Source organism: Geothrix sp., assembly GCF_030219325.1.
GTDB lineage: Bacteria > Acidobacteriota > Holophagae > Holophagales > Holophagaceae > Geothrix.
In genome coordinates, this window is sequence record NZ_CP126625.1 from 2,440,364 (window position 1) to 2,459,138 (window position 18,775).

An 18,775-nucleotide genomic window follows, 5' to 3' on the forward strand; every position below is an offset into this window, starting at 1 on the left:
TGGAGCCATGCGCGGTCGGGTGGTCCCCCAGTTCCTCGGTCTTCTGCTCCTGGCTTCGGGCCTGTCCGCCCAGGGGCCGCTGCCCCTGGAGGCCCTGGCCCCCCAGCACCGGGCCGCAGTGCAGGACATCCTCAGTCGCCTTGACTTCACGTTCCGGATCCGGACCCCGCCCCGGAAGGTGCGTCTGGCCACGGTGGAGAAGCTCTACGACCGGCCCCGGCTCTGCGCGGCCATGTGGCGCTACTGCCAGTTCGTGCCCACCTTCTACACCTTCGAGGTCCCCCCGGCCACCTTCACCGTCGACGACCTGCGGGGCCTGCACGGGACCATGACCCTCATCTACAAGCGGCCCGGCTATCGGATCTACATCGCTGACGGCCGGGTGGAGCGGGGGCGGATGGGCAATCCCATGGCGGTGGGCGCGAAGATGGTCACGGCCTACCGCTACCACGAGGGGCCCAACGGCCTGGAGGGCGAACTCCAGACCTGGACGGCCCTGGACAGCGCCCTGCTGGGTTTCCTGAGCCGCCCCTTCCGGAGCTACATCCAGAAGCGCCAGGAGGAGTTCATCGCCTACATCTTCTTCAACATCGCCCAGGGCAGCGAGTTCGCGGAGAGCCACCCCCAGGAGTTCTGGGAGCCGCTACAGCGCGAAAGCGATCCGGTCGCCCTGGCCGAATTCGAGGCCGCCTTCGGCCGGGGCCGGAAGCGCTGAAGAAGGCAGCCTAGCCGGCGCCCTCCATCAGCGCCTCTTCCTCGCGCTGGGCCTTGCGGGTGGCCCAGAAGGCCCAGAGGGCGCCCAGGGCTCCGGTGGCGGCCCCCACGAAGGCCAGCAGGAGCATGCTGCCCCAGGAGAAGAAGCCCAGGCGGGCCAGCTCCACCAGCAGGGGTGACAGGCCGCCCACGCCCCGCGACAGCGGGAACCAGAGGCCGAAGAGCCCCAGCAGGGCCAGCAGGCTGCCCACCAGTCCCAGGAAGGCGCCCTCGAGAAGCAGCGGCGTGCGGATGAAGCTCTCCGAGGCGCCGACCAGACGCATGATCGAGATCTCCTCCTCCCGGGCGAGGATGCTCATGCGGATCACGTTGCCCGTGGCGAAGCCGGCGGCCAGCAGCAGCACGACGCCCAGGGTGGCCAGGGCGGAGCGCAGCATGCGGGCCATGCGCTGCAGGTTCTCCAGCCGCTCCTGGTCCACGAGCACGTCCCCCACGCCCGGCATGCCCCGAAGGCTCTCGCCCACCTCCACCGCCCTGCCACCGGAGGCCAGATCCTGGCGCAGGGTCAGCTCCAGGCTCTCGGGCAGGGCGTCCTGGCCCGCGCTCTCCAGCAGCAGGCCCGCCTCACGGGTGGCGGAGAGGAAGCGCTTCCGGTTCTCCTCGGCGGACATGCGCCGGACCTCCCGGAAGCGGGGATCCCGCTTCAGCCGGCCGGCGGTCTCGTCCAGGGACCGGCCCTCGGCGGCATACGCCACCACCTTGGCCATGCCTTCGAGGCGCCCCACGAAGCGGTCCAGGCTCTCCACCAGCAACAGGCCTCCCCCGGCCAGCAGCAGGCCCGAGGCCAGGGTCAGGACGGCCAGCACATACTGGCCGCGGTGGCGGAAGAGGTCGCGGAGGACGTCCTGGAGCAGCAGGCCCAGGAGGCGCAGTCCCGTCACGAGGCGTTCCCGTCCACCGCCACGCCCTTGAACAGGGAGCTGGCGGGCGTGACCGTGATGGCCTTGGCGGCGGTGCCCCCGGTGGGTGATTTCCAGATGAAGATCGTGTCGTAGGCGGTGGTGCCGTTCCCCCGGAGGCCCACGAGCCAGTCCTTGGTGCCGGCGTGGGCGATGACCCGCAGATCGGCCTGGGCCGTGGCATCCCCGAGCGTGGAGGTGGGTGGCTGGTTGTAGGCCTGGCCGAAGAGGCCCGTGGCGAAGACCTGGATCGGGGCCGTGGAAGCCCCGGCGTCCGTGTTGTGGCGGGCCACGAAGAGCTTGCCGCTCGTGTCCAGGGCGAGGGAGCCGTACTTCCCGATGAGCGTGGAGCTGCCGATGAGGGTGTTGGCATCGGTGAAGGCCGAGGCGGTGCCCTTGCGGAGGCGGGGGCCCGAGTAGGTCACCACGGTGCCCACCGTGCTGCCGTCCAGCATGAAGCCATAGACCGATCCAGAGCCGGCGGCGACGCCGGTCCCGCCGCTGTCGCCGCTCATCTGCAGCGCCTGGAGGGTGACCGAGGCATCCTGCACCTGGCTGCTGGCATTGGCCACGACCCAGATCTGGGTGCCGCTGCCGCTGTTCTCGGTGATGTACAGGGTGTCGGTCGAAGGATCCAGGGCGGCCTGCCCGAAGGTGGATCCGGAGAGGCGGCCAGTGTTGGAGAGGCTGAAGGAGACCACCTCGAGGCTGTTCACCGTCCCGCTCTGGGAACGCATGTTGCTCACGCGCACGATGTTCCCGGAATCCGAGACGAGGTAGAGGTAGGCATGCGTGGCATCCAGGCAGAGGCCGCCCCAGGCGAGGCTGCTGATCTTGCTGCTGAACACCGAGGAGGTGATCTGCTTGCTGGGCGCCACAGACGTGGCGGTGCCGTCGTACACGGTACCCAGATCCGAGAAGACGAACACGGTCGAGGTGGCGCTGTCGTAGGCGTAGAGCGCGGCTCCGGTCGTGCCGCCGGTGGCGCCGTCCGGTTCTTTGCATCCAGTGGCGAGCAGCAGGACAGCGGCCGCGAGGCCAAGCAGGAAGCGCGAAGTCATCAGGAAGCCTATTTGGTTGAGAAGAGCGCCTTGAGGTGGGTGTTGAGGGTGCGGACCATGTCGGCATCGCAGCCGGCATCCACCGCGCCGCGGCTGATGGCGAGCGCCAGGCCCTTCACGGCCTCGGGGCCATCGCCCGAGATGATCTGCTGGGTGGCCCTGGCCTGGAGGCGGTTGACCATCTCGTGCTGGCCCTCCGGGAGGACCATCTTCGCGGCCTGGGCGATGCGCTGGGTGAAGTTCATCAGCTTGACCATGCGCTGGGGATCATCCATGACCGGCGCGGGCTTAGGGGCCGCCACGGGGGGGACCACACCGGCCACGCCGCCACCCACGGTTTCCGGAAGGGGCTCGTCGCTTTCGGGGAAACCCTGCATCTGCGGAACGGGGGGAGGCGCCTGGAGGCGCACGATGGCAGTCTCGTCCTCGCGGGATTCCGGGCTGACCGGTCCCGAGGCCGGAGCGGTGCCCAGGAGGGTGGACACGGGTGTGAGCTCCCGCACGGGCTCGCTGACCGGGGCGTCCGCTTTGGGCGGTTTGCCGGACCGGAGCCCCTTCATCACCACGTGCCCGGCCATCACCAGGCCGTAGAGGTCCTTCGCGACGGTGAGCACGGGCTTCTGCGTCAGCTCGGCCAGCTCGGACACGGTGTAGTAGCCGGTGGCCATGGCGAGGAGGCGCGCCTCCCGGGGGTTCACGTCATGGGGGGTCTCGCCGGGCAACAGGGTGGAGGCCGGATAGAGGTCCACCGAAGGCACCTTCTGGCTGATCACCCGCCACTCGTCCATCCGGCGGCCAAGCTCCATCAGGATGGAGGCATTGGGTTTGGTGATGGTGGCCGGGACATCGGGCACCACCTCCTCGAAGCGATAGGTGCCCTCGATCCAGAGCGCCACCTCCATGAGGGCCTCGAAGCCCTCACCGGCGTGGGTCACCGCATGGATGATCCGGCCATCCTTCAGGTAGATGCGGGCCTTGGAGGCCTCCTGCTGCACGTGGAAGCACCCGGACTTGCCCCCCTGGCTCACGAGTTGGATGATGTCGGGCAGCGGCGCCTCGCGCATGGAGCCTTGGATCACACCCTGTGACATGGGCTGTTCCTCTCGTGAAGGTGAAGCGGATGCCCAACCATACCATAGGACTGCGCACATACCGCCGGGTGCGCCCTTCCCCCGGGAGGTCTCATGAGCGATGCTGGGTGTCCTATGAGCGCCCGCCCCGACTCCCCCTTCGCCTCCATCGAGGAAGCCATCGAAGCCATCCGCCAGGGCCGGATGGTCGTGGTGGTGGACGACGAGGACCGGGAGAACGAGGGCGACCTCACCCTGGCCGCCGAGCACGTGAGCCCCGAAGCCATCGCCTTCATGGCCACCCACGGCCGGGGCCTCATCTGCGCAGCCCTCGAGGGCCCGGTGCTGGACCGGCTGCAGATCCCCCTCATGGTCCGGGACAACACCAGCCCCTTCGAGACGGCCTTCTGCGTGTCCGTGGAGGCCCGGGAGGGCACCACCACCGGCATCAGCGCCCAGGACCGCTCCCGCACCATCCAGGCGCTCATCGCCCCGGATGCCAGGCCCCAGCACTTCGTGAAGCCGGGCCACGTCTTCCCCCTGCGGGCCCGCCCCGGCGGCGTGCTCACCCGCACGGGCCAGACCGAGGCCAGCGTGGACCTGGCCCGCCTGGCGGGCCTGCACCCCAGCGGCGTCATCTGCGAAATCATGAAGGACGACGGCACCATGGCCCGGGTGCCCGACCTGGTCCCCTTCTGCCGCCAGCACGGCCTGCTTCTCGTGACCGTGGCCGACCTGGTGGCCTACCGCCTGCGCCAGGAGCCCCTGGTGAAGCCCCTCGAGATCCGGACCATGGCCAGCATGTGGGGCGAGCTCAAGGTCCACCGCTTCCAGAGCCTGCTGGACGGCGGCAGCCACCTGGCCTTCGTGCTGGGCGACCTTGCCGCCGGCGGGGAACCGCCCCTGGTGCGCGTCCACGTGGAGACCCTGCCGGACGACCTCCACGGCTTCGAATCGGGGCTCTTCCAGAAGGCCATGGGCGTCCTGGCCAAGGAGGGCCGGGGCGCGCTGGTCTACCTCCGCCGCCATGCCCACACCCCCGGCGTGGCCGACGAGGGCCCGGTCCAGCCGCAGGCCATGAGCGACCGCGATTTCGGCGTGGGCGCCCAGATCCTCAGGCAGCTCGGCATCGGGAAAATGCGCCTCCTCAGCCGCCATGAAACCAAGTACATTGGCCTTCGTGGCTTCGGCCTCGACCTCTGCGCCCACGTGCCCCTGGAGCCCACCGCGGCCCCCCTCTCCACGGATCAGCGTTGATCGACGCCGCCTTCCTGACCCAGTCGCCCTTGTTCAGGAACCTGGACGAGGCCGAACGGGTGCAGATCCTCATCATCGGGCAGGTCCGTTCGGTGAAGGCTGGCGAGGTCCTCTTCCGGGAAGGGGATCCCGGCGATGGCCTCTATGTCGTCATGAAGGGGTCCGTCCGGATCTCCAAACAGGGCGCCACGGGCGAGGAGGCCCTGGCCGTGCTTGAACCCCCTGCCTTCTTCGGGGAGATGGCCCTCATCGATTCGGCCGCCCGCGCTGCGGACGCCATCGCCAACGAGGACTCGGACCTGTTCTTCATCCCCCTCCAGGAACTCCGGTCCGTGATCGACGCCTACCACAAGCTCGCCCTCAAGATCCTCTACGCCCTGTGCGAAGTCCTCGCCCAGCGCCTGCGGGAGACGAACGAGCGGTACATGAACATCTTCACCATTGCCCAATGGGGGGGCGCCAATCCTGACGGCCCCCTGCCCATCCCCTGAACCTGAACTTGAAAGGAGTTCCCATGTCCGATCTCGTGGCCCACATCACTGACGCCGAGTTCCCCCAGGCCGTCGCCCAGGGCGTCACCCTCGTGGATTTCTGGGCCCCCTGGTGCGGCCCCTGCAAGATGATCGCCCCCGTCCTCGACGAGCTGGCCGCCGAAATGACCGGCAAGGCCAAGTTCGTGAAGATGAACGTGGACGAGAACCCCCAGGTGGCCGGCCAGTTCGGCATCATGAGCATTCCCACGCTCATCGTCTTCAAGGACGGCAAGCCCGTGAACAAGCTCATCGGGGGCCAGCCCAAGCCGCAGCTGAAGGCCTTCGTGGAAGGCGCCTTCTAGTCCCACCACGCCGAAGAGAAAAGCGCCGGACCTGGTCCGGCGCTTTTTCTATGCCTTCCGCTCCGACTTGAGAGGGATGCCCATGCGCCGGAAGTCGTCCGCGACATCCACCATGCATGAGGGACAGATGCTGTGGCTGAACTTGGCCCCGGACCGCTCGTGGACGTAGGCTTCCACCTGCTGCCAGAAGCCGGCGTCATCCCGCACCCGCTTGCAGTGGGCGCAGATGGGAATGAGGCCCCGGAGGGTGCGGATGTTCGCCAGGGAGTCGCGCAGTTCTCGCACGAGCCGGGTCCGCTGCCGCAGGATGACCCGGTCCTTCTCCCGCAGCTGGGACAGGGCGGCGATCAGGCGGTTGAGGTACCGCCAGATCAAGGTGCTGAGCAGGGTGGCGGAAAGAATGATGAAGCTATTACCCGTGAGGAGTCCGGGATCCACCCAGTGGGCCAGGGAGGCCAGGGCCAGGCCGACGCACAGGCACTGGGCGAGCACGAAGCGCCAGGTCGAACGGAGCGTCACCCCCGCCACCACCTGGACCAGGACGAAGTTGACCAGCTGCACTTCGCCCGGAAGCCAGGCCATGAGGAACACGTTGTTGCCGAGGGCGATGGCCAGGAGCAGGAGCCCGACGTTCTCGAGGCCGCCCATCCGGGGTACCAGGCGATGGATCAGGAGGCCCACGCCGTAGAACAGCACCAGGGCCACCAGCGATTCCAAGGCGAGGGCGCGCCGCAGGAAGTCGGGCCGCGAGTAGAACAGCCGGAAGAGCGTCAGCATGACGAAGTAGTGGCCCAGCCAGAGGCAGACGCTCCGATGCGCCCGGATGGACTGGGCCTCCACGGTCTCGGCGGTCCGGCCCGGCGACGCGGAGGCGTCCTCCCCGGCGTGCGTCCCCCAGGGGGAATCCAGTGAGTGCTCAGGTTCGGGTCGGAAATTCACAAGACCATCCTTGAAGCACCTATCGGAGGCGCCCCCGGGCTCCTTGAATCTGCTGATCGGGCGCCTACTTCCGCCGCAGCACCAGCCGGATCTGGTTGCCCTTCTCGTTGAAGTGCACCTCGTCCATCACCAGCAGGATGAGCGGGAGGCCGCGGCCGCAGTGGGGCACCATGTCGGAATCTCCGGTCATGGGCGAGATGCGGCTGGCGTCGAAGCCCTGGCCCTCGTCGCTGATCTCGAGCTCGAAGCGCTCGGTGTCCATGGCCAGCCTCACCTCGATGAGCCGCCCCGCGTATTCGGGATCCGCCATCCGCTTCTGGCGCAGCCTCACGTAGGGGTCCTCCTCCGCGAAGAGATCCCCCTTGAGGCTCGATTCCAGCTCGAGGTTGCCGTGCTCGAGCGAGTTCACCAGGGCCTCGTGGAAGGCCATGGCGATGACGTCCAGGTTGCTCAGGGAGGCGAAGCCCATGGGCACCAGGCGGTCCGTCAGGTGGCGCACGAGGGTGGGCACGTCGAGCTCGTCCGAGCGGAAGAGGAAGTGGCGCCGCTCGTTCACCAGGCCGCGCAGGCCGTCATCCGCCAGCCGGAAGTCCCGGTGCAGATCCACGAGGTGGAAGACGCTCTGGATCATTTCGCGAATGGCGATGGGCTTCATGAAGAGATTCGCCGCGCCCATGCGCATGGCCCGGATGGCGTAGTCCACCGAGGCCTGGCCGGTCATGAGCACCACGGGCAGGCGCGGCTGCATGGCCTTGACCTTGTGGATGACGTCGAAGCCGTCCAGCCCCTCCATGTTGATGTCGGTGATGACCAGGTCGAACTGGGGGGCCGAGGGATTCTGCATGAGATCCAGCGCCTCGGCGGCGTTCGGATAGGCATGCACCTCCATCCCGTAGTGGGCCAGGGCCGAGTGCACCATGTCCAGCACGGCCGGATCATCGTCGATCAGCAGGATGTGCGCGGCCCTTCGGTTCATGGCGGCTCCGTATGGGCAGATTCTATCCAACCGGCGGCAGATGGGGCGCGATCAAGGCCCAGGTCCGTTCGAGCGCCCCCGTGAGCGCCTCCGGAAGGGGCTTCGGGGCCAGGGGGCGGAGGGGGGAGTCCGCCAGCCGCGCCAGCACCTCGCGCTCGAGGTCCGCGGCCTCGACCACCTGGAGGCGGCCCGCCTCCCGCAGGGGCGGGACCAGGTCCGCGAAGTTGGCGAAGCCGGGGCCGACCAGGGTCGGAACACCCGCCTGCACCGGTTCGAGCGGATTGTGTCCCCCGGGATGTCCCCAGCCCCCGGCCACCAGCGCGAGGGTGCCCTCCCCGTAGGCGGAGGCGAGGTCGCCCAGCGTATCGAGCAGAAGGATCCCGGTCCCGCGCCAGGCCCCTTCCCCGGGCCACGGATCGGAGGCGCGGCGGTGGGGAAGCCCCTGCGCCGACAGCTCCGCCGCCACGGCGTCGAAGCGCCGGGGCTGCCGGGGCGCCAGGATGAGGCGCAGGCCCGGCACCTGGGCCCGGACGGCCGTCCAAATGCCCAGCACCAGGTCCTCCTCCCCTTCCAGCGTGTTCCCCGCGACCAGGACCGGGTCGCCCGCCCAGGCCGAGCGCAGCGCCGCCCAGGTTTCCGGAAGGGGCCGGGGCGGCGGCAGGTCCGCCTTGAGGTTGCCCCCCAGCTCGACCCGGGGCGCGCCCAGGCGCCGGAAGGCCTCCGCGCTCTCCGGGTCCCGGGCAGCCACCAGCGTGAGCCGGCCCGCCGCCCTGCGCAGCCAGGGCCCGCCGCGCTGGAGGGACTTCTCCGTCAGGCGGCCGTTCACCACCAGCCGGGGAATGCTGCGGGATTCGAGGGCCTCGATCAGGCCGGGCCAGAGCTCGGTTTCCAGCGCGATGAAGGCGCCCGGGGATTGGCGAAGGAACGGCTCCAGACCCGCAGGATCGTCCAGGGGGAACGCGCCCCCGCTGATCCGCCCCGTGCCGGCATCCCAGGCGGGCAGCCGCCGGGCCAGCAGGTCGAGGCCGGCGGGTGTGCCGGTGCTCACGTGGACGCGCTGCCCCGCCGTACGGAGGCGGCCGATCAGCCCATCCGCCAGCAGCAGCTCCCCCACGCTCACCGCGTGCAGCCAGACCCAACCCGGCGCGGACTGCTCCGGTGCCCCGGCCTCCAGCCGGACCCGCCAGCCTTCAGGCAGGCCCTTGGCGCAGGCCCGGGCGATGGCGCCGACCAGGGAAGCGGTCAGGCGGTAGCTGAGATCGAGGGTGTCCACGCTTCAACGCTCTCACATTTCCGCTGCGGGCGGCATCATGGATGGATGGACGGACGCACGCCCCTGGACATCCTCATCGTCACCGGCCCCCTGGGCGCCGGGAAGACCACGGTCGTGAACCGCCTGCTGAAGGCCGAGGTGGCCGCCGGGCGGAGGGTGGCCGTGCTCATCAACGAGTTCGGCGCCATCAGCGTGGATGGCACCCTCGTCGATGCGGAGCGGCCCGAGCTGGCGGGCGTGGAGAACCTGGTGAACGGCTGCGTCTGCTGCAGCCTCCGTGACGACGTCGTGGCGACGCTCCGGGCCTGGTGCGACCAGCCCGAAGGCCAGCGCCCCGAGCGCGTGGTGCTGGAGACCACGGGGCTGGCCGATCCCACGGACCTGCTGGACCTCGAGCACGAAGCGGCGCTGGAGGGGCGCCTGCGCCTGGCGGGTCTGCTCACGGTGATCTCCTGCCTGACCCCCGTCGATCACCTGAAGACGAAGCCCCTGCTCCACCGCCAGACGGCCCTGGCCAGCCTCGTCCACCTCAGCAAGGCGGACCTGGATCCCTCGGCGGCCGTGGCCTGGGAGGGAGAGGTGCGCAGCGCCTTCCGGCACATCCCGCTGGTCCTCACGCGGCACGGCATCGCCCCGGACGGCAGCCCGGATCCCTGGCTGGGTGACGTGCGCCCCCTGCCGGAGGGCTGGGCGGCCTCGAGCCCCACCAGCTTCTCGGAGGCCCGCGCCCTCAGCCTGGCCTGGGACCATCCCGTGGACCCCGCCGCCCTGGAGGCCCTGCTGTTGGCCCCGCCCGCCCAGGGCGAAGTGCTCCGGGCCAAGGGCGTGTGCGTGTTTGCAGGCTGGGCCCTGCGCAACGACGGCAGCGACCGCTGGGCCTTCCAGCTGGCGGACGGCCGCCTGGAGATCTCCCCCCTGCCCCTGCTCGGGGACGGGTCGGCCGCGGCCTGCGCGGCGGTGGTCATCGGCACTGGCCTCGATGCCCTGCACTGGAAGAAGGCCCTCCGGTCCCTGGAGCGGCCCGAGGCAGGCCAGCGCCGCAAGGTCATCCTGGATCGCTGATTCCTTCCCGCCCTACTTCAGCTGGGCCGCCCCGGCCATGGCGCACTGGTTGTCGTTGGCGCTCGAGTCCCCCGACACTCCGATGGCGCCGATGATCTTGCCGTCGACGATGAGGGGGACGCCACCTTCCACGGGCATGGCCCCCTGGAGCGCGAGGATGCGCAGGCCCGCGCCGCCGGCGGCCACCGCGTCCTGCAGCGCCTTGGTGGGGCGCTTGTAGATCGCGGCCGAGCGCGCCTTGTCGATGGCGACATGGGCACTGGCGACCTGGGTGTGGTCCATCTTCTCGTAGTAGACGAGGTTTCCGCTGGTGTCGACGATGGCGACGGCCATGGTCCACTTGTTCCTGGCCGCCTCGGCAAGCGCGGCCGCTGCGGGCTTCTTCGCCTGCTCCAGGCTGATCGGCGCACCGTAGGCATTGGGCATCTGGGCGGCCAGACTGGCCCCGCCCAGCGCGAGCCCGGCGCAGAGCCATCCGCTGAACCTTGACCTCGAAGTCATGGGGATCTCCTTTGGAAGCGGTAGCACACGGTGGTCCGCTGTCCCAGGGTTGTCAAGGGCGGGAGCACCCGGCGCGAATCCCCTTCCCGGCCGAAGCCCGGGTCCACGGGAAGCCAGAACCGCGCCGCCTTGGTATCATCGCCTTTTCCCTCCAACGGGGATGGCAAGGAGCAGGTGTGGATCAAGTGCTCGACCTCATGGCCAAGGAGCTCAAGCTCCCCCGCGCAGGCGTCGCCGCCATCGTGGCATTGCTGGAGGAGGGCAACACGGTCCCCTTCATCGCCCGCTACCGGAAGGAGGCGACCGGCTCCCTCGATGAAGTGGCCATCCGGGCCGTGGAGGACCGCCACGCCTACTACAAGGACCTGCTGGACCGCCGCCGCACCGTGCTCAAGTCCATCGACGAGCAGGGCAAGCTCACGCCCGAGCTGAAGGCCAAGATCGAGACCACCTGGGTGAAGGCCGAGCTCGAGGATCTCTACCTGCCCTACAAGCCCAAGAAGCGCACCAAGGCCACCACGGCCCGGGAGCGGGGGCTGGAGCCCCTGCTGGACTCCCTGCTGGCCGATGACAGCGGCGCCGATCCCTTCATCATCGCGGAGCCCTTCATCAAGGACGAGGACGGCCTGCGGTCCCCCTCGGAGTGCATGGAGGGCGCGGGCCACATCCTGGCCGAGCGCCTCACCGAGGATGCCGCCATCCGCGCCTGGCTGCGCCTGGAGTTCCACGAGCATGGCGTGCTGAAGTCCGAGATCCGCGAAGAGCGCAAGGCCGATCAGGCCGCCCTGCGCTTCAAGCCCTACTTCGACTTCTCCGAGCCCATCCGGAAGATCCCCAGCCACCGCCTGCTGGCCCTGCGCCGGGGCGAGAAGGAGGACATCCTCACCGTGAAGCTGGTGGTGGAGCGCGAGAACCTGGTGAGCCAGCTGGTCACCAAGGTCCAGATCAACCCCGGCAGCGGCTACCGCCGCTTCCTCAACGAGGTGGCCGGCGACGCCTTCGACCGCCTGCTGGCCCCCGCCATCGAATCGGAAGTGCGCTACGAGGCCAAGAAGAAGGCCGACGCCGAGGCCATCAAGGTCTTCCAGACCAACCTGGACCACCTGCTGCTGGCGCCCCCCGCGGGCCAGCGCTGCACCCTGGGCGTGGACCCCGGCATCCGCACGGGCTGCAAGCTCGTGGTCATCAACCGCCTGGGCCAGCTGGTGCAGAACGAGGTGATCTATCCCCTGGAGCCCAAGCGCGACCTGGATGGCAGCCGGGCCCTGCTGGAGAAGCTCTGCACGGAGAACCCCATCGAGGCCATCGCCATCGGCAACGGCACCGGCGGCCGCGAGGTGGAAGCCTTCATCCGCGAGTGGCTGAAGGAGACGAACCGCACCGGGCTCATCTGCATCAGCGTGAGCGAGGCCGGCGCCTCGGTCTACTCCGCCAGCGACATCGCCCGGGAGGAGTTCCCTGAGCACGACGTCACCGTGCGCGGCGCCGTGAGCATCGCCCGGCGCTTCCAGGATCCCCTGGCGGAGCTGGTCAAGGTGGATCCCAAGAGCATCGGCGTGGGCCAGTACCAGCACGACGTGAACCAGACCGCCCTGAAGAAGGGCCTGGATGACGTGGTGGAGAGCTGCGTGAACCGCGTGGGGGTGGACCTCAACAGCGCCTCGTACAAGCTGCTGGCCTACGTGGCGGGCATCGGCGAGGGCCTGGCCAAGGGCATCGTGGCCCACCGCTTCGAGCACGGCGCCTTCAAGCGCCGGGAGCAGCTGATGGAAGTGGGCCGCTTCGGCGCCAAGGCCTTCCAGCAGGCCGCGGGCTTCCTGCGCATCCCCGATGGCGAGGATCCCCTGGACGCCTCTGCCGTGCACCCCGAGAGCTATCCCGTGGTGCAGCGCATCTGCCAGCTGGCGGGCAAGACCGTGCCCGAGCTCATCGGCAACGACGCCGTGCTGGACGCCCTGGATCCCAAGCTCCTCGTGGATGAGAAGTTTGGCGTGGAGACCGTGAAGGACATCGTGGCCGAGCTCAAGAAGCCCGGCCGAGACCCCCGCCACCGCTTCGAGATCGTGCAGTTCCGCGAGGGCGTGAACAAGCCCAGCGACCTGGAAGTGGGCATGGAACTCCAGGGCATCGTCACGAACGTCACCGACTTCGGCGCCTTCGTGGACGTGGGCGTGCACCAGGATGGCCTGGTGCACCTCTCCGAGATCGCCCACCGCTACGTGAAGAACCCCGCCGACGCCCTCAGTGTGGGTCAGGCCGTGAAGGTGAAGGTGCTGGCGGTGGACCTCGAGGCCAAGCGCATCGCCCTCTCCATCAAGGCCCTGCTGGCCGCGCCCGAGGGCGCCGGCCAGGCCCCGCAGCACCGTCGCCGTCCCAGCCGCCCCGAGGGCCAGCCCCGCGCCGCCCAGGCCGGTCCCCGCCCGCCCCGGCCCGAAGGCCCGCGACCACCGCGTCCTGAGGGCGCACGGCCCCCCCGGCCCGAAGGTGCCCGCCCCGCCCGCCCAGAGGGTCCGCGCCCACCCCGTCCCGAAGGCCCCCGTCCGCCCCGTCCTGAAGGCGTCCGGCCGCCCAGGCCCGAAGGCGCGCGCCCCGCCCGCCCGGAGGGTCCGCGTCCGCCCCGCCCCGAGGGTGGCCGTCCCGCGCGCCCCGAGCGCGAGCCCCGGGTCATGACCTTCAACCCGCCGGAAGCGCCCAGCCCCGCCAGCGGCGCCTCGCTGACGGACCTGGTGGCCAGGTTCAACAAGGGCCACCGCTGATGCCCCGGCTGCTGCCCGGATTCGCACGCCTCGCCCCCGCCGCCCTGCTGCTGGGGCTGGCCTGCCAGCCTCCGGAGGCGCCCAAGGTCTACTGCCCCTGGGAGGAGGGCCTCACCCTCGCCTTCGAGGATCCCTCGCAGCCCCAGCCCCAGCGCAGCGCCAACCGCCTGCAGGTGCGGGTGGCCAAGTCCGCCATCGCGCCCGGCCCCCCGGACCTTATCCAGGTGGATGTCGCCAGCACGCACGGGCAGATGCCGATGACCTTCCGCCAGAAGGATGGCGGCGTCTCCCTCGTGACCGACCAGGGCCAGGTGCTCTCCGTCTCCCTGCCGGCGGGCTTCCCCGCCACCACGGCCTGGACGGAGCGGGGCACGGCGTTCCAGGTCGTCGGCCGGGCCACCTGGGATGGCGCGGGCCTGCTGCCGGTCACGGCCGACCCGGTCGGCATCTGGGTGGAGTCCCGCCCGGCCCGGGGCCCCCGGCGCCGCACGCTCTACCTGCCCAACCTGGGTGAGGTGGAGACCCGGGAGGAACGCGCTGGCGCCTGGGTCACCGTCAACCGGCTGGTGGCCTACGGCTTCACCACCCTTCCCGCCATCAAGCGTCCCTGATCGCCAGCCCCGGAGCCGACATGGCCGAACCGACCACCGCCCCCGAAGACCTCGAGATCGCCCTGCCCCCGGGCGCCGAGAAGGGCATGGTGCGCGACAACCTCGAAGTGATCTGCTTCGCCATGGTGCTGATCCTGTTCTTCAAGACCTTCGTGGGCCAGCAGTTCAAGATCCCCTCGGCCTCCATGCGGAACACGCTGATGATCGGGGACCACCTCCTGGCCAACAAGTTCATCTTCGCCACCCCCCAGTGGGGCTGGGAGGAGTCGCTCTTTCCCATGCGCGGCGTGAAGCGGGGCGACATCATCGTCTTCCGCTGGCCCCTCGACCGCGACCAGGACTACGTGAAGCGCTGCGTGGCCCTCGCTGGCGACACCGTCGAAATGCGCAACAAGCGGCTCTACGTGAACGGCAGACAGGTGACGGGTGCCTTCGAGCACATGTTCGGCCGCAGCCCGGAAGGCCCCACCCCCGGCCCCTGGCCACCCACCCGCGATGCCGGGGAGGTGGAGCGCCCCGTGGGCCTCTGGCGCCACGCCGACGCCGAGGTGCTGGCCCTCCATGACCGCAACCAGATGCAGTCCATGAACAGCCTCCGCCAGGACGGCTTCAAGGACAACCTGGGCCCCATCACCGTGCCGCCGGGCCACGTCTTCGCCATGGGCGACAACCGCGACAACAGCGAGGACAGTCGCTACTGGGGCTTCCTGCCCGTGGATCACCTGCGCGGCCGCCCCTTCCTGGTCTGGTGGAGCTTCAAGGAAGGCGACACCGACAACGACAACGGCCGCGTGCCCACCGGCCCCCAGGATGTCGCCGGCGACTTCATCGACACCGCCCGCCACTTCTTCACCCGCACCCGCTGGGAGCGGACCGGGACCATCCCGGAATAGGGGTGGCTGTTTCCCATCGGCACCCCTGCGCGAATCCGCATGGCGGATTCGCGCAGTGAACCACCTTTCGTGGGGTTCCTCCCCAGGTCGAGGCAAGTCCCCATGAGAATTCTGTCGCTGCTGATCCTGCTCGTCACCTCCCCCCTCTGGTCCTGGGGCGACAAGGGCCACCGGACCGTCTCGACCCTCGCCATCCGATCGCTGCCTGAGGGCCCCCGGGCCTGGTTCCAGGGACGCGAGGCGGAGGTCTGCGACCACGCCTCGGACCCCGACCACTGGCGGCAGGATCGCAAGGAGGGGCCGCGCCACTTCATGGACCTGGAACCCTACGGCGGACCGGACCAGCTGCCCCGCACGCTGGAGGAGGCCCAGGCCAAGCTCGGCGGCGACTTCTACCGCCGCGGCGTGGTGCCCTGGATCATCCAGGACCGCTGGCGCGACCTGGTGGATGCCTTCCGGGCCGGTGATCCCGCCCGCGTCACCTTCGCCACCGCCATCCTCGGCCACTACATCGGCGACGCCCACGTGCCCCTGCACACCACCGACAACCACGACGGCCAGCTCAGCAACCAGCGGGGCGTCCACAGCCGCTGGGAGAGCGGCCTGGTGGAGCGGCACATCACGGCCGAGGACCTGGCGGTGCCACCCGCCCAGCCCGACAAGGCCTTCTTCGTCCGCCCCTGGGACTGGCTCAGGGCCTCCCACGCGCTCATTCCGCAGCTGCTGGAGGACGACCGCGACGCCGACCGCACCACCCCCCTGAGCGGCCGCGGCAAGGCCCGCACCGCCGCCTACTGGATGATCTTCTGGTCCAAGCAGGGCCCCGTCGTGAAACAGCAGCTCCAGCTCGCCGGCCAGCACCTCGGCGACGCCATCCTCAACGCGTGGATCGCCGCGGGGAAGCCGGCTCCGCCAGCACCGTCGGGAAAGTGATCCGGCAACCAGAACCCGCAGTCACCGGGGCAGGATCCAGACGCCCTACCCGCACTGCCTGACCCATGGGGTTTTGACCTTCGTGGCCGTCCTACCGGGGATGGATCACGAAGCGGGCCGCAGGCCTGGGCCAAAACCAACCCACTCCGGGATAAGGTGCTCATTCCGCTGCGGCTTGAATGCGCCCCATCAAGTGGGCGAGTCAGCTGGTGGGTCCATGTCGACCCAGGCCCAAAGATGACCCTCGGCCTAAATATATGAATAATATTTAGTTAACGAACAAACAAGCTGGCATGGCAGATGCTGATCAAAGGATCACGAAATTCATTATTTGCCGTTTTTTTCAATATCCATCAACCACCACAGAGGGTGACCATGGCGTGCACATCCCCGCGTGATCCTGCCCACGAGGTCGTCCGGGCTGAGCTTGAAGCCCATCTGCTCGCATCGCTTCGCTCCCGGGGAAGCTCAGATCTGGTGCCAGCCCACCTGGCCGCTCTCGACGATGCCGATCTGGCGACAACCTCGGCCCGCCTGGTCCGCCTGCGTCAGGCCTGTGGTTGCTCGGAGGGAGCGGCCTGCCTGCTCGCGGCGCTGCTCCTCGGATCCCTGCTCGCCGTCCGCCGTGGCGCCACGAGCCTTGGTGAAGGAATCGCCTTGGGCGCGACGGTCCTGGGCTGGAGCCTCGTCGCGGCCGCCGTCGGCAAGGTGGCGGGCATCCTCGTGTCGAGAGTCCAGTGGCACCTCGAACGGGGCCGGTTGTTCCGCCGTCTCGCTGGCGCTCCAGAGGGAGGCGGACATGTCGTTCTGCGGTGAGCTTCGCTACAGCATCATCCGCACCCGGGACGAGTGGCGCTCGTGGCTGGTCTCGAAGTGCACGACGTGGGCCGACGAGGGCTCGAAGAACTGCTCGGATTGGAGGGACGAGGGGTCGCGGAAATGCGCGCAGTGGGCCGATGAAGGCTCGAACCAGTGTTGCGACTGGGCTCCGTGCAGCTGGTTCTGTGACGCGTTCTACTGGCTGGCGAAGTGGGTGTGCATCGGCTTCTATTGGGTGGCGAACTGGGTCTGCCAGGCGTGGTACTGGTTGGCGAAGTGGGTGTGCCGGGCCTTCGCCTGGGTCGTCTACTGGGTCCTGACCATCGTGGCCTACATTGTGTGGGTCGTGCTGTGGATCCCGTGCCACGTGTTCGGCGGACCGCTCGGACCCGGCGGGCCGGTCAAGCACATCTTCGTCCTCGTCCTCGAGAACCGGTCCTTCGATCACATGCTGGGCATCTCGACCGCCCGCCCGGACGTCGAGGTCGGCTGGACCCTCGGAGTGGGCATCGACGCCGTCACGGGCCTGGTGACGACGGTCAATGGACCGTCCTCGCTGGAAACCAACATCCACAATGGCCAGACCTTCTGGATCCAGGCCGGGGCGCCATTCTGGCTTCCGGTGGATCCCCCCCACGAATTCTGCGACGTCCAGCTCCAGCTGGCCTCCACGACCATCCAGGGCAAGCCGAACGACGACAAGTGCGACTACTCGGGGGTGTACCCGAGTCCGCTCACCCTGGCGGGGTTCGTGGACAACTACGCCAACCAGGCGAACGCCGAGACCGACACCACGTTGAAGGCCGCCGCGCTGGCGGATCTGGGCACGGTGATGGCCTGCTTCACCGCCGACCAGGTGCCGGTCATCAGCACCCTGGCCCGCGACTTCGCCCTCTGCGATTCCTGGTTCTCCGCGCTCCCGGGGCCGACGTGGCCCAACCGGTTCTTCCTCCACGCCGCCACCTCCGGCGGGCTGGATCGAAGCCCCAGCACGGCGGAGATCGCCATCTCCCAGCTCGATGGCTACCAGTTCGAGAACGGCACCATCTACGATGCGCTCGACAGCAAGGAGTACGACTGGCGCGTCTACCACGGCGATGCCTTCCCGCAGGTTGCAGCCCTGGCCGGCATGGATCTCGCGACCATGGCGACCAACTACCACGGCCTTGACGACCTCGCCGAGGATCTCCAGGACAGCGACTTCAGCGCCGCCTACGTGTTCATCGAGCCAGACTACGGCCACGTGTTCACGCACCATGCCAACTTCCAGTGCGGCAACAGCCAGCACCCGCTCGACGATGTCACCCGCGGCGATGCCCTGATCAAGTACGTGTACGAATCCATCCGCCGGTCCCCCCACTGGGCCTCAAGCCTGCTCGTCGTGACCTATGACGAACACGGTGGTTTCTATGACCATGTCCCACCACCGGCGGCCATCCCCCCGGGCGACATCATCGACCCCGACAACAACGGGCACGGCTTCCGTTTCGATCATCAAGGCGTCCGGGTGCCCACCCTCGTGGTCTCGCCCCTCATCCCGTCCGTGCAGGCGAACGGCGTCGGCGACCAGAACTGCAACCTCATCGATCACACCCAGTACGATCACGGCTCCCTGCTGGCCACCATCGAACAGATCTACGGGCTCTCACCGCTCACCCATCGCGACGCGACGGCCAGGGAGTTCTCCCACCTCCTGTCCCTCCCGGCACCCCGCTCAGATGCCCCCTGGACGCTGCCGGAAGCCGCGAAGTCGGGATTCAACTGTGCCGACGATGCCAGCAACCCGCCCAGCGGACCCACGGGGCCCCTGGCTGAGCCCGTCAATCCGGACGAGTCGCATCCCATCGGGCCGAGCCTGCGCGGCTTCGTCGAACTCGCGGGCATCATCGATGCGCGGCTCCATCCCACCGACAAGGCCCAGATCGCCCGCCGGGTCCAGGAGCTGACCACCCAGGCCGACGCCCACACCTATCTGACGCGGGTGCACACCCAGCTGCAGACCCACCACCAGAGAATCCGCGCCACTGGAATCTCCCCCAAGGCCACGAGAAGCCGCCGTCGGAATCGCCGCGACGCCGCCCTCAAGGCCAAGCGCGACTAGCGGCCCCTTCGCCCG

General features: G+C 69.1%; 18 protein-coding genes. 10 read left to right on the forward strand and 8 right to left on the reverse strand.

Annotation, left to right across the window (positions count from 1 at the left end):
- The first annotated feature begins 7 nt into the window (after positions 1-7).
- A complete protein-coding gene (locus QOZ81_RS10955; protein ID WP_291206762.1) occupies positions 8-715 on the forward strand; it encodes a hypothetical protein in 708 nt (235 codons plus the stop codon).
- Between the two features lie 10 nt (positions 716-725).
- On the opposite strand, the gene QOZ81_RS10960 is transcribed toward QOZ81_RS10955, so the two are convergent.
- From QOZ81_RS10960 to QOZ81_RS10970, 3 genes are read right to left on the reverse strand one after another with little or no spacing between them, the layout of a single operon-like run.
- Positions 726-1,655 carry a cell division protein FtsX gene (locus QOZ81_RS10960; protein ID WP_291206759.1) on the reverse strand — a complete coding sequence of 310 codons (930 nt, stop codon included), beginning with the start codon at positions 1,653-1,655 and terminating at the stop codon, positions 726-728.
- Positions 1,652-2,734 carry a hypothetical protein gene (locus tag QOZ81_RS10965; protein WP_291206756.1) on the reverse strand — a complete coding sequence of 361 codons (1,083 nt, stop codon included), beginning with the start codon at positions 2,732-2,734 and terminating at the stop codon, positions 1,652-1,654. The genes QOZ81_RS10960 and QOZ81_RS10965 overlap by 4 nt, the downstream gene beginning before the upstream one ends.
- An 8-nt stretch (positions 2,735-2,742) precedes the next feature.
- The gene (locus QOZ81_RS10970) at positions 2,743-3,825 is read right to left on the reverse strand and encodes a DUF4388 domain-containing protein (protein WP_291206753.1); all 1,083 of its coding nucleotides are present in this window, start codon (positions 3,823-3,825) and stop codon (positions 2,743-2,745) included.
- Between the two features lie 114 nt (positions 3,826-3,939).
- Here QOZ81_RS10970 and ribB point away from each other — a divergent pair, with 114 nt between their 5' ends.
- The 3 genes from ribB to trxA are packed head-to-tail and all read left to right on the forward strand — an operon-like array spanning position 3,940 to position 5,896.
- On the forward strand, positions 3,940-5,061 hold the full coding sequence (gene ribB / locus QOZ81_RS10975; protein WP_291206750.1) for a 3,4-dihydroxy-2-butanone-4-phosphate synthase: 1,122 nt from the start codon (positions 3,940-3,942) through the stop codon (positions 5,059-5,061).
- Positions 5,058-5,552 carry a Crp/Fnr family transcriptional regulator gene (locus QOZ81_RS10980; RefSeq protein ID WP_291206747.1) on the forward strand — a complete coding sequence of 165 codons (495 nt, stop codon included), beginning with the start codon at positions 5,058-5,060 and terminating at the stop codon, positions 5,550-5,552. The genes ribB and QOZ81_RS10980 overlap by 4 nt, the downstream gene beginning before the upstream one ends.
- Before the next feature lie 23 nt (positions 5,553-5,575).
- On the forward strand, positions 5,576-5,896 hold the full coding sequence (gene trxA, locus QOZ81_RS10985) for a thioredoxin (RefSeq protein ID WP_291206744.1): 321 nt from the start codon (positions 5,576-5,578) through the stop codon (positions 5,894-5,896).
- Between the two features lie 48 nt (positions 5,897-5,944).
- Here trxA and QOZ81_RS10990 read toward each other — a convergent pair whose 3' ends face one another.
- The 3 genes from QOZ81_RS10990 to QOZ81_RS11000 all read right to left on the reverse strand — a co-directional run bounded on the left by QOZ81_RS10990 (position 5,945) and on the right by QOZ81_RS11000 (position 9,084).
- Positions 5,945-6,835, reverse strand: coding sequence for a hypothetical protein (locus tag QOZ81_RS10990; RefSeq protein WP_291206741.1), 891 nt, complete (start codon positions 6,833-6,835; stop codon positions 5,945-5,947).
- Positions 6,836-6,899: 64 nt separating this feature from the next.
- The gene (locus tag QOZ81_RS10995) at positions 6,900-7,811 is read right to left on the reverse strand and encodes an ATP-binding response regulator (protein WP_291206738.1); all 912 of its coding nucleotides are present in this window, start codon (positions 7,809-7,811) and stop codon (positions 6,900-6,902) included.
- Positions 7,812-7,833: 22 nt separating this feature from the next.
- Positions 7,834-9,084, reverse strand: a complete 1,251-nt coding sequence (locus tag QOZ81_RS11000; protein WP_291206735.1) for a 3-deoxy-D-manno-octulosonic acid transferase — start codon at positions 9,082-9,084, stop codon at positions 7,834-7,836.
- A gap of 45 nt (positions 9,085-9,129) precedes the next feature.
- On the opposite strand from QOZ81_RS11000, the gene QOZ81_RS11005 reads away from it, so the two are divergent.
- The gene (locus tag QOZ81_RS11005; protein WP_291206732.1) at positions 9,130-10,146 is read left to right on the forward strand and encodes a CobW family GTP-binding protein; all 1,017 of its coding nucleotides are present in this window, start codon (positions 9,130-9,132) and stop codon (positions 10,144-10,146) included.
- Between the two features lie 12 nt (positions 10,147-10,158).
- On the opposite strand, the gene QOZ81_RS11010 is transcribed toward QOZ81_RS11005, so the two are convergent.
- Positions 10,159-10,647, reverse strand: a complete 489-nt coding sequence (locus tag QOZ81_RS11010) for a GlcG/HbpS family heme-binding protein (RefSeq protein WP_291206729.1) — start codon at positions 10,645-10,647, stop codon at positions 10,159-10,161.
- 197 nt (positions 10,648-10,844) lie between these two features.
- Between QOZ81_RS11010 and QOZ81_RS11015 the strand changes: the two genes are divergently transcribed.
- From QOZ81_RS11015 to QOZ81_RS11030, 4 genes are all read left to right on the forward strand, one after another.
- A complete protein-coding gene (locus tag QOZ81_RS11015; protein ID WP_441316731.1) occupies positions 10,845-13,403 on the forward strand; it encodes a Tex family protein in 2,559 nt (852 codons plus the stop codon).
- Positions 13,403-14,014, forward strand: coding sequence for a hypothetical protein (locus QOZ81_RS11020; protein WP_291206720.1), 612 nt, complete (start codon positions 13,403-13,405; stop codon positions 14,012-14,014). Before QOZ81_RS11015 ends, QOZ81_RS11020 begins: the two co-directional genes overlap by 1 nt.
- 20 nt (positions 14,015-14,034) lie before the next feature.
- A complete protein-coding gene (gene lepB, locus QOZ81_RS11025; RefSeq protein ID WP_291206717.1) occupies positions 14,035-14,907 on the forward strand; it encodes a signal peptidase I in 873 nt (290 codons plus the stop codon).
- Between the two features lie 102 nt (positions 14,908-15,009).
- Positions 15,010-15,840: a S1/P1 nuclease gene (locus QOZ81_RS11030; protein ID WP_291206714.1), complete on the forward strand. Its 831-nt coding sequence runs from the start codon at positions 15,010-15,012 to the stop codon at positions 15,838-15,840.
- Positions 15,841-16,308: 468 nt separating this feature from the next.
- On the opposite strand, the gene QOZ81_RS11035 is transcribed toward QOZ81_RS11030, so the two are convergent.
- Complete coding sequence (locus tag QOZ81_RS11035) at positions 16,309-16,641, reverse strand: hypothetical protein (protein WP_291206711.1); 333 nt, start codon at positions 16,639-16,641, stop codon at positions 16,309-16,311.
- On the opposite strand from QOZ81_RS11035, the gene QOZ81_RS11040 reads away from it, so the two are divergent.
- Positions 16,640-18,760, forward strand: a complete 2,121-nt coding sequence (locus QOZ81_RS11040) for an alkaline phosphatase family protein (RefSeq protein ID WP_291206708.1) — start codon at positions 16,640-16,642, stop codon at positions 18,758-18,760. The genes QOZ81_RS11035 and QOZ81_RS11040 overlap by 2 nt on opposite strands.
- Positions 18,761-18,775 lie beyond the last annotated feature (15 nt).

What these genes read in the sequence shown, in the direction of transcription:
- trxA (WP_291206744.1), top strand. Translation starts at nt 5,576, where the DNA reads ATGTCCGATCTCGTGGCCCACATCACTGACGCCGAGTTCCCCCAGGCC.
- QOZ81_RS11040 (WP_291206708.1), top strand. Translation starts at nt 16,640, where the DNA reads ATGTCGTTCTGCGGTGAGCTTCGCTACAGCATCATCCGCACCCGGGAC.
- QOZ81_RS11015 (WP_441316731.1), top strand. Translation starts at nt 10,845, where the DNA reads ATGGCCAAGGAGCTCAAGCTCCCCCGCGCAGGCGTCGCCGCCATCGTG.
- QOZ81_RS10970 (WP_291206753.1), bottom strand. Translation starts at nt 3,825, where the DNA reads ATGTCACAGGGTGTGATCCAAGGCTCCATGCGCGAGGCGCCGCTGCCC.
- lepB (WP_291206717.1), top strand. Translation starts at nt 14,035, where the DNA reads ATGGCCGAACCGACCACCGCCCCCGAAGACCTCGAGATCGCCCTGCCC.
- QOZ81_RS11020 (WP_291206720.1), top strand. Translation starts at nt 13,403, where the DNA reads ATGCCCCGGCTGCTGCCCGGATTCGCACGCCTCGCCCCCGCCGCCCTG.
- QOZ81_RS11030 (WP_291206714.1), top strand. Translation starts at nt 15,010, where the DNA reads ATGAGAATTCTGTCGCTGCTGATCCTGCTCGTCACCTCCCCCCTCTGG.
- QOZ81_RS10955 (WP_291206762.1), top strand. Translation starts at nt 8, where the DNA reads ATGCGCGGTCGGGTGGTCCCCCAGTTCCTCGGTCTTCTGCTCCTGGCT.
- QOZ81_RS11005 (WP_291206732.1), top strand. Translation starts at nt 9,130, where the DNA reads ATGGACGGACGCACGCCCCTGGACATCCTCATCGTCACCGGCCCCCTG.
- QOZ81_RS10965 (WP_291206756.1), bottom strand. Translation starts at nt 2,734, where the DNA reads ATGACTTCGCGCTTCCTGCTTGGCCTCGCGGCCGCTGTCCTGCTGCTC.
- QOZ81_RS10995 (WP_291206738.1), bottom strand. Translation starts at nt 7,811, where the DNA reads ATGAACCGAAGGGCCGCGCACATCCTGCTGATCGACGATGATCCGGCC.
- QOZ81_RS11035 (WP_291206711.1), bottom strand. Translation starts at nt 16,641, where the DNA reads ATGTCCGCCTCCCTCTGGAGCGCCAGCGAGACGGCGGAACAACCGGCC.
- ribB (WP_291206750.1), top strand. Translation starts at nt 3,940, where the DNA reads ATGAGCGCCCGCCCCGACTCCCCCTTCGCCTCCATCGAGGAAGCCATC.
- QOZ81_RS11010 (WP_291206729.1), bottom strand. Translation starts at nt 10,647, where the DNA reads ATGACTTCGAGGTCAAGGTTCAGCGGATGGCTCTGCGCCGGGCTCGCG.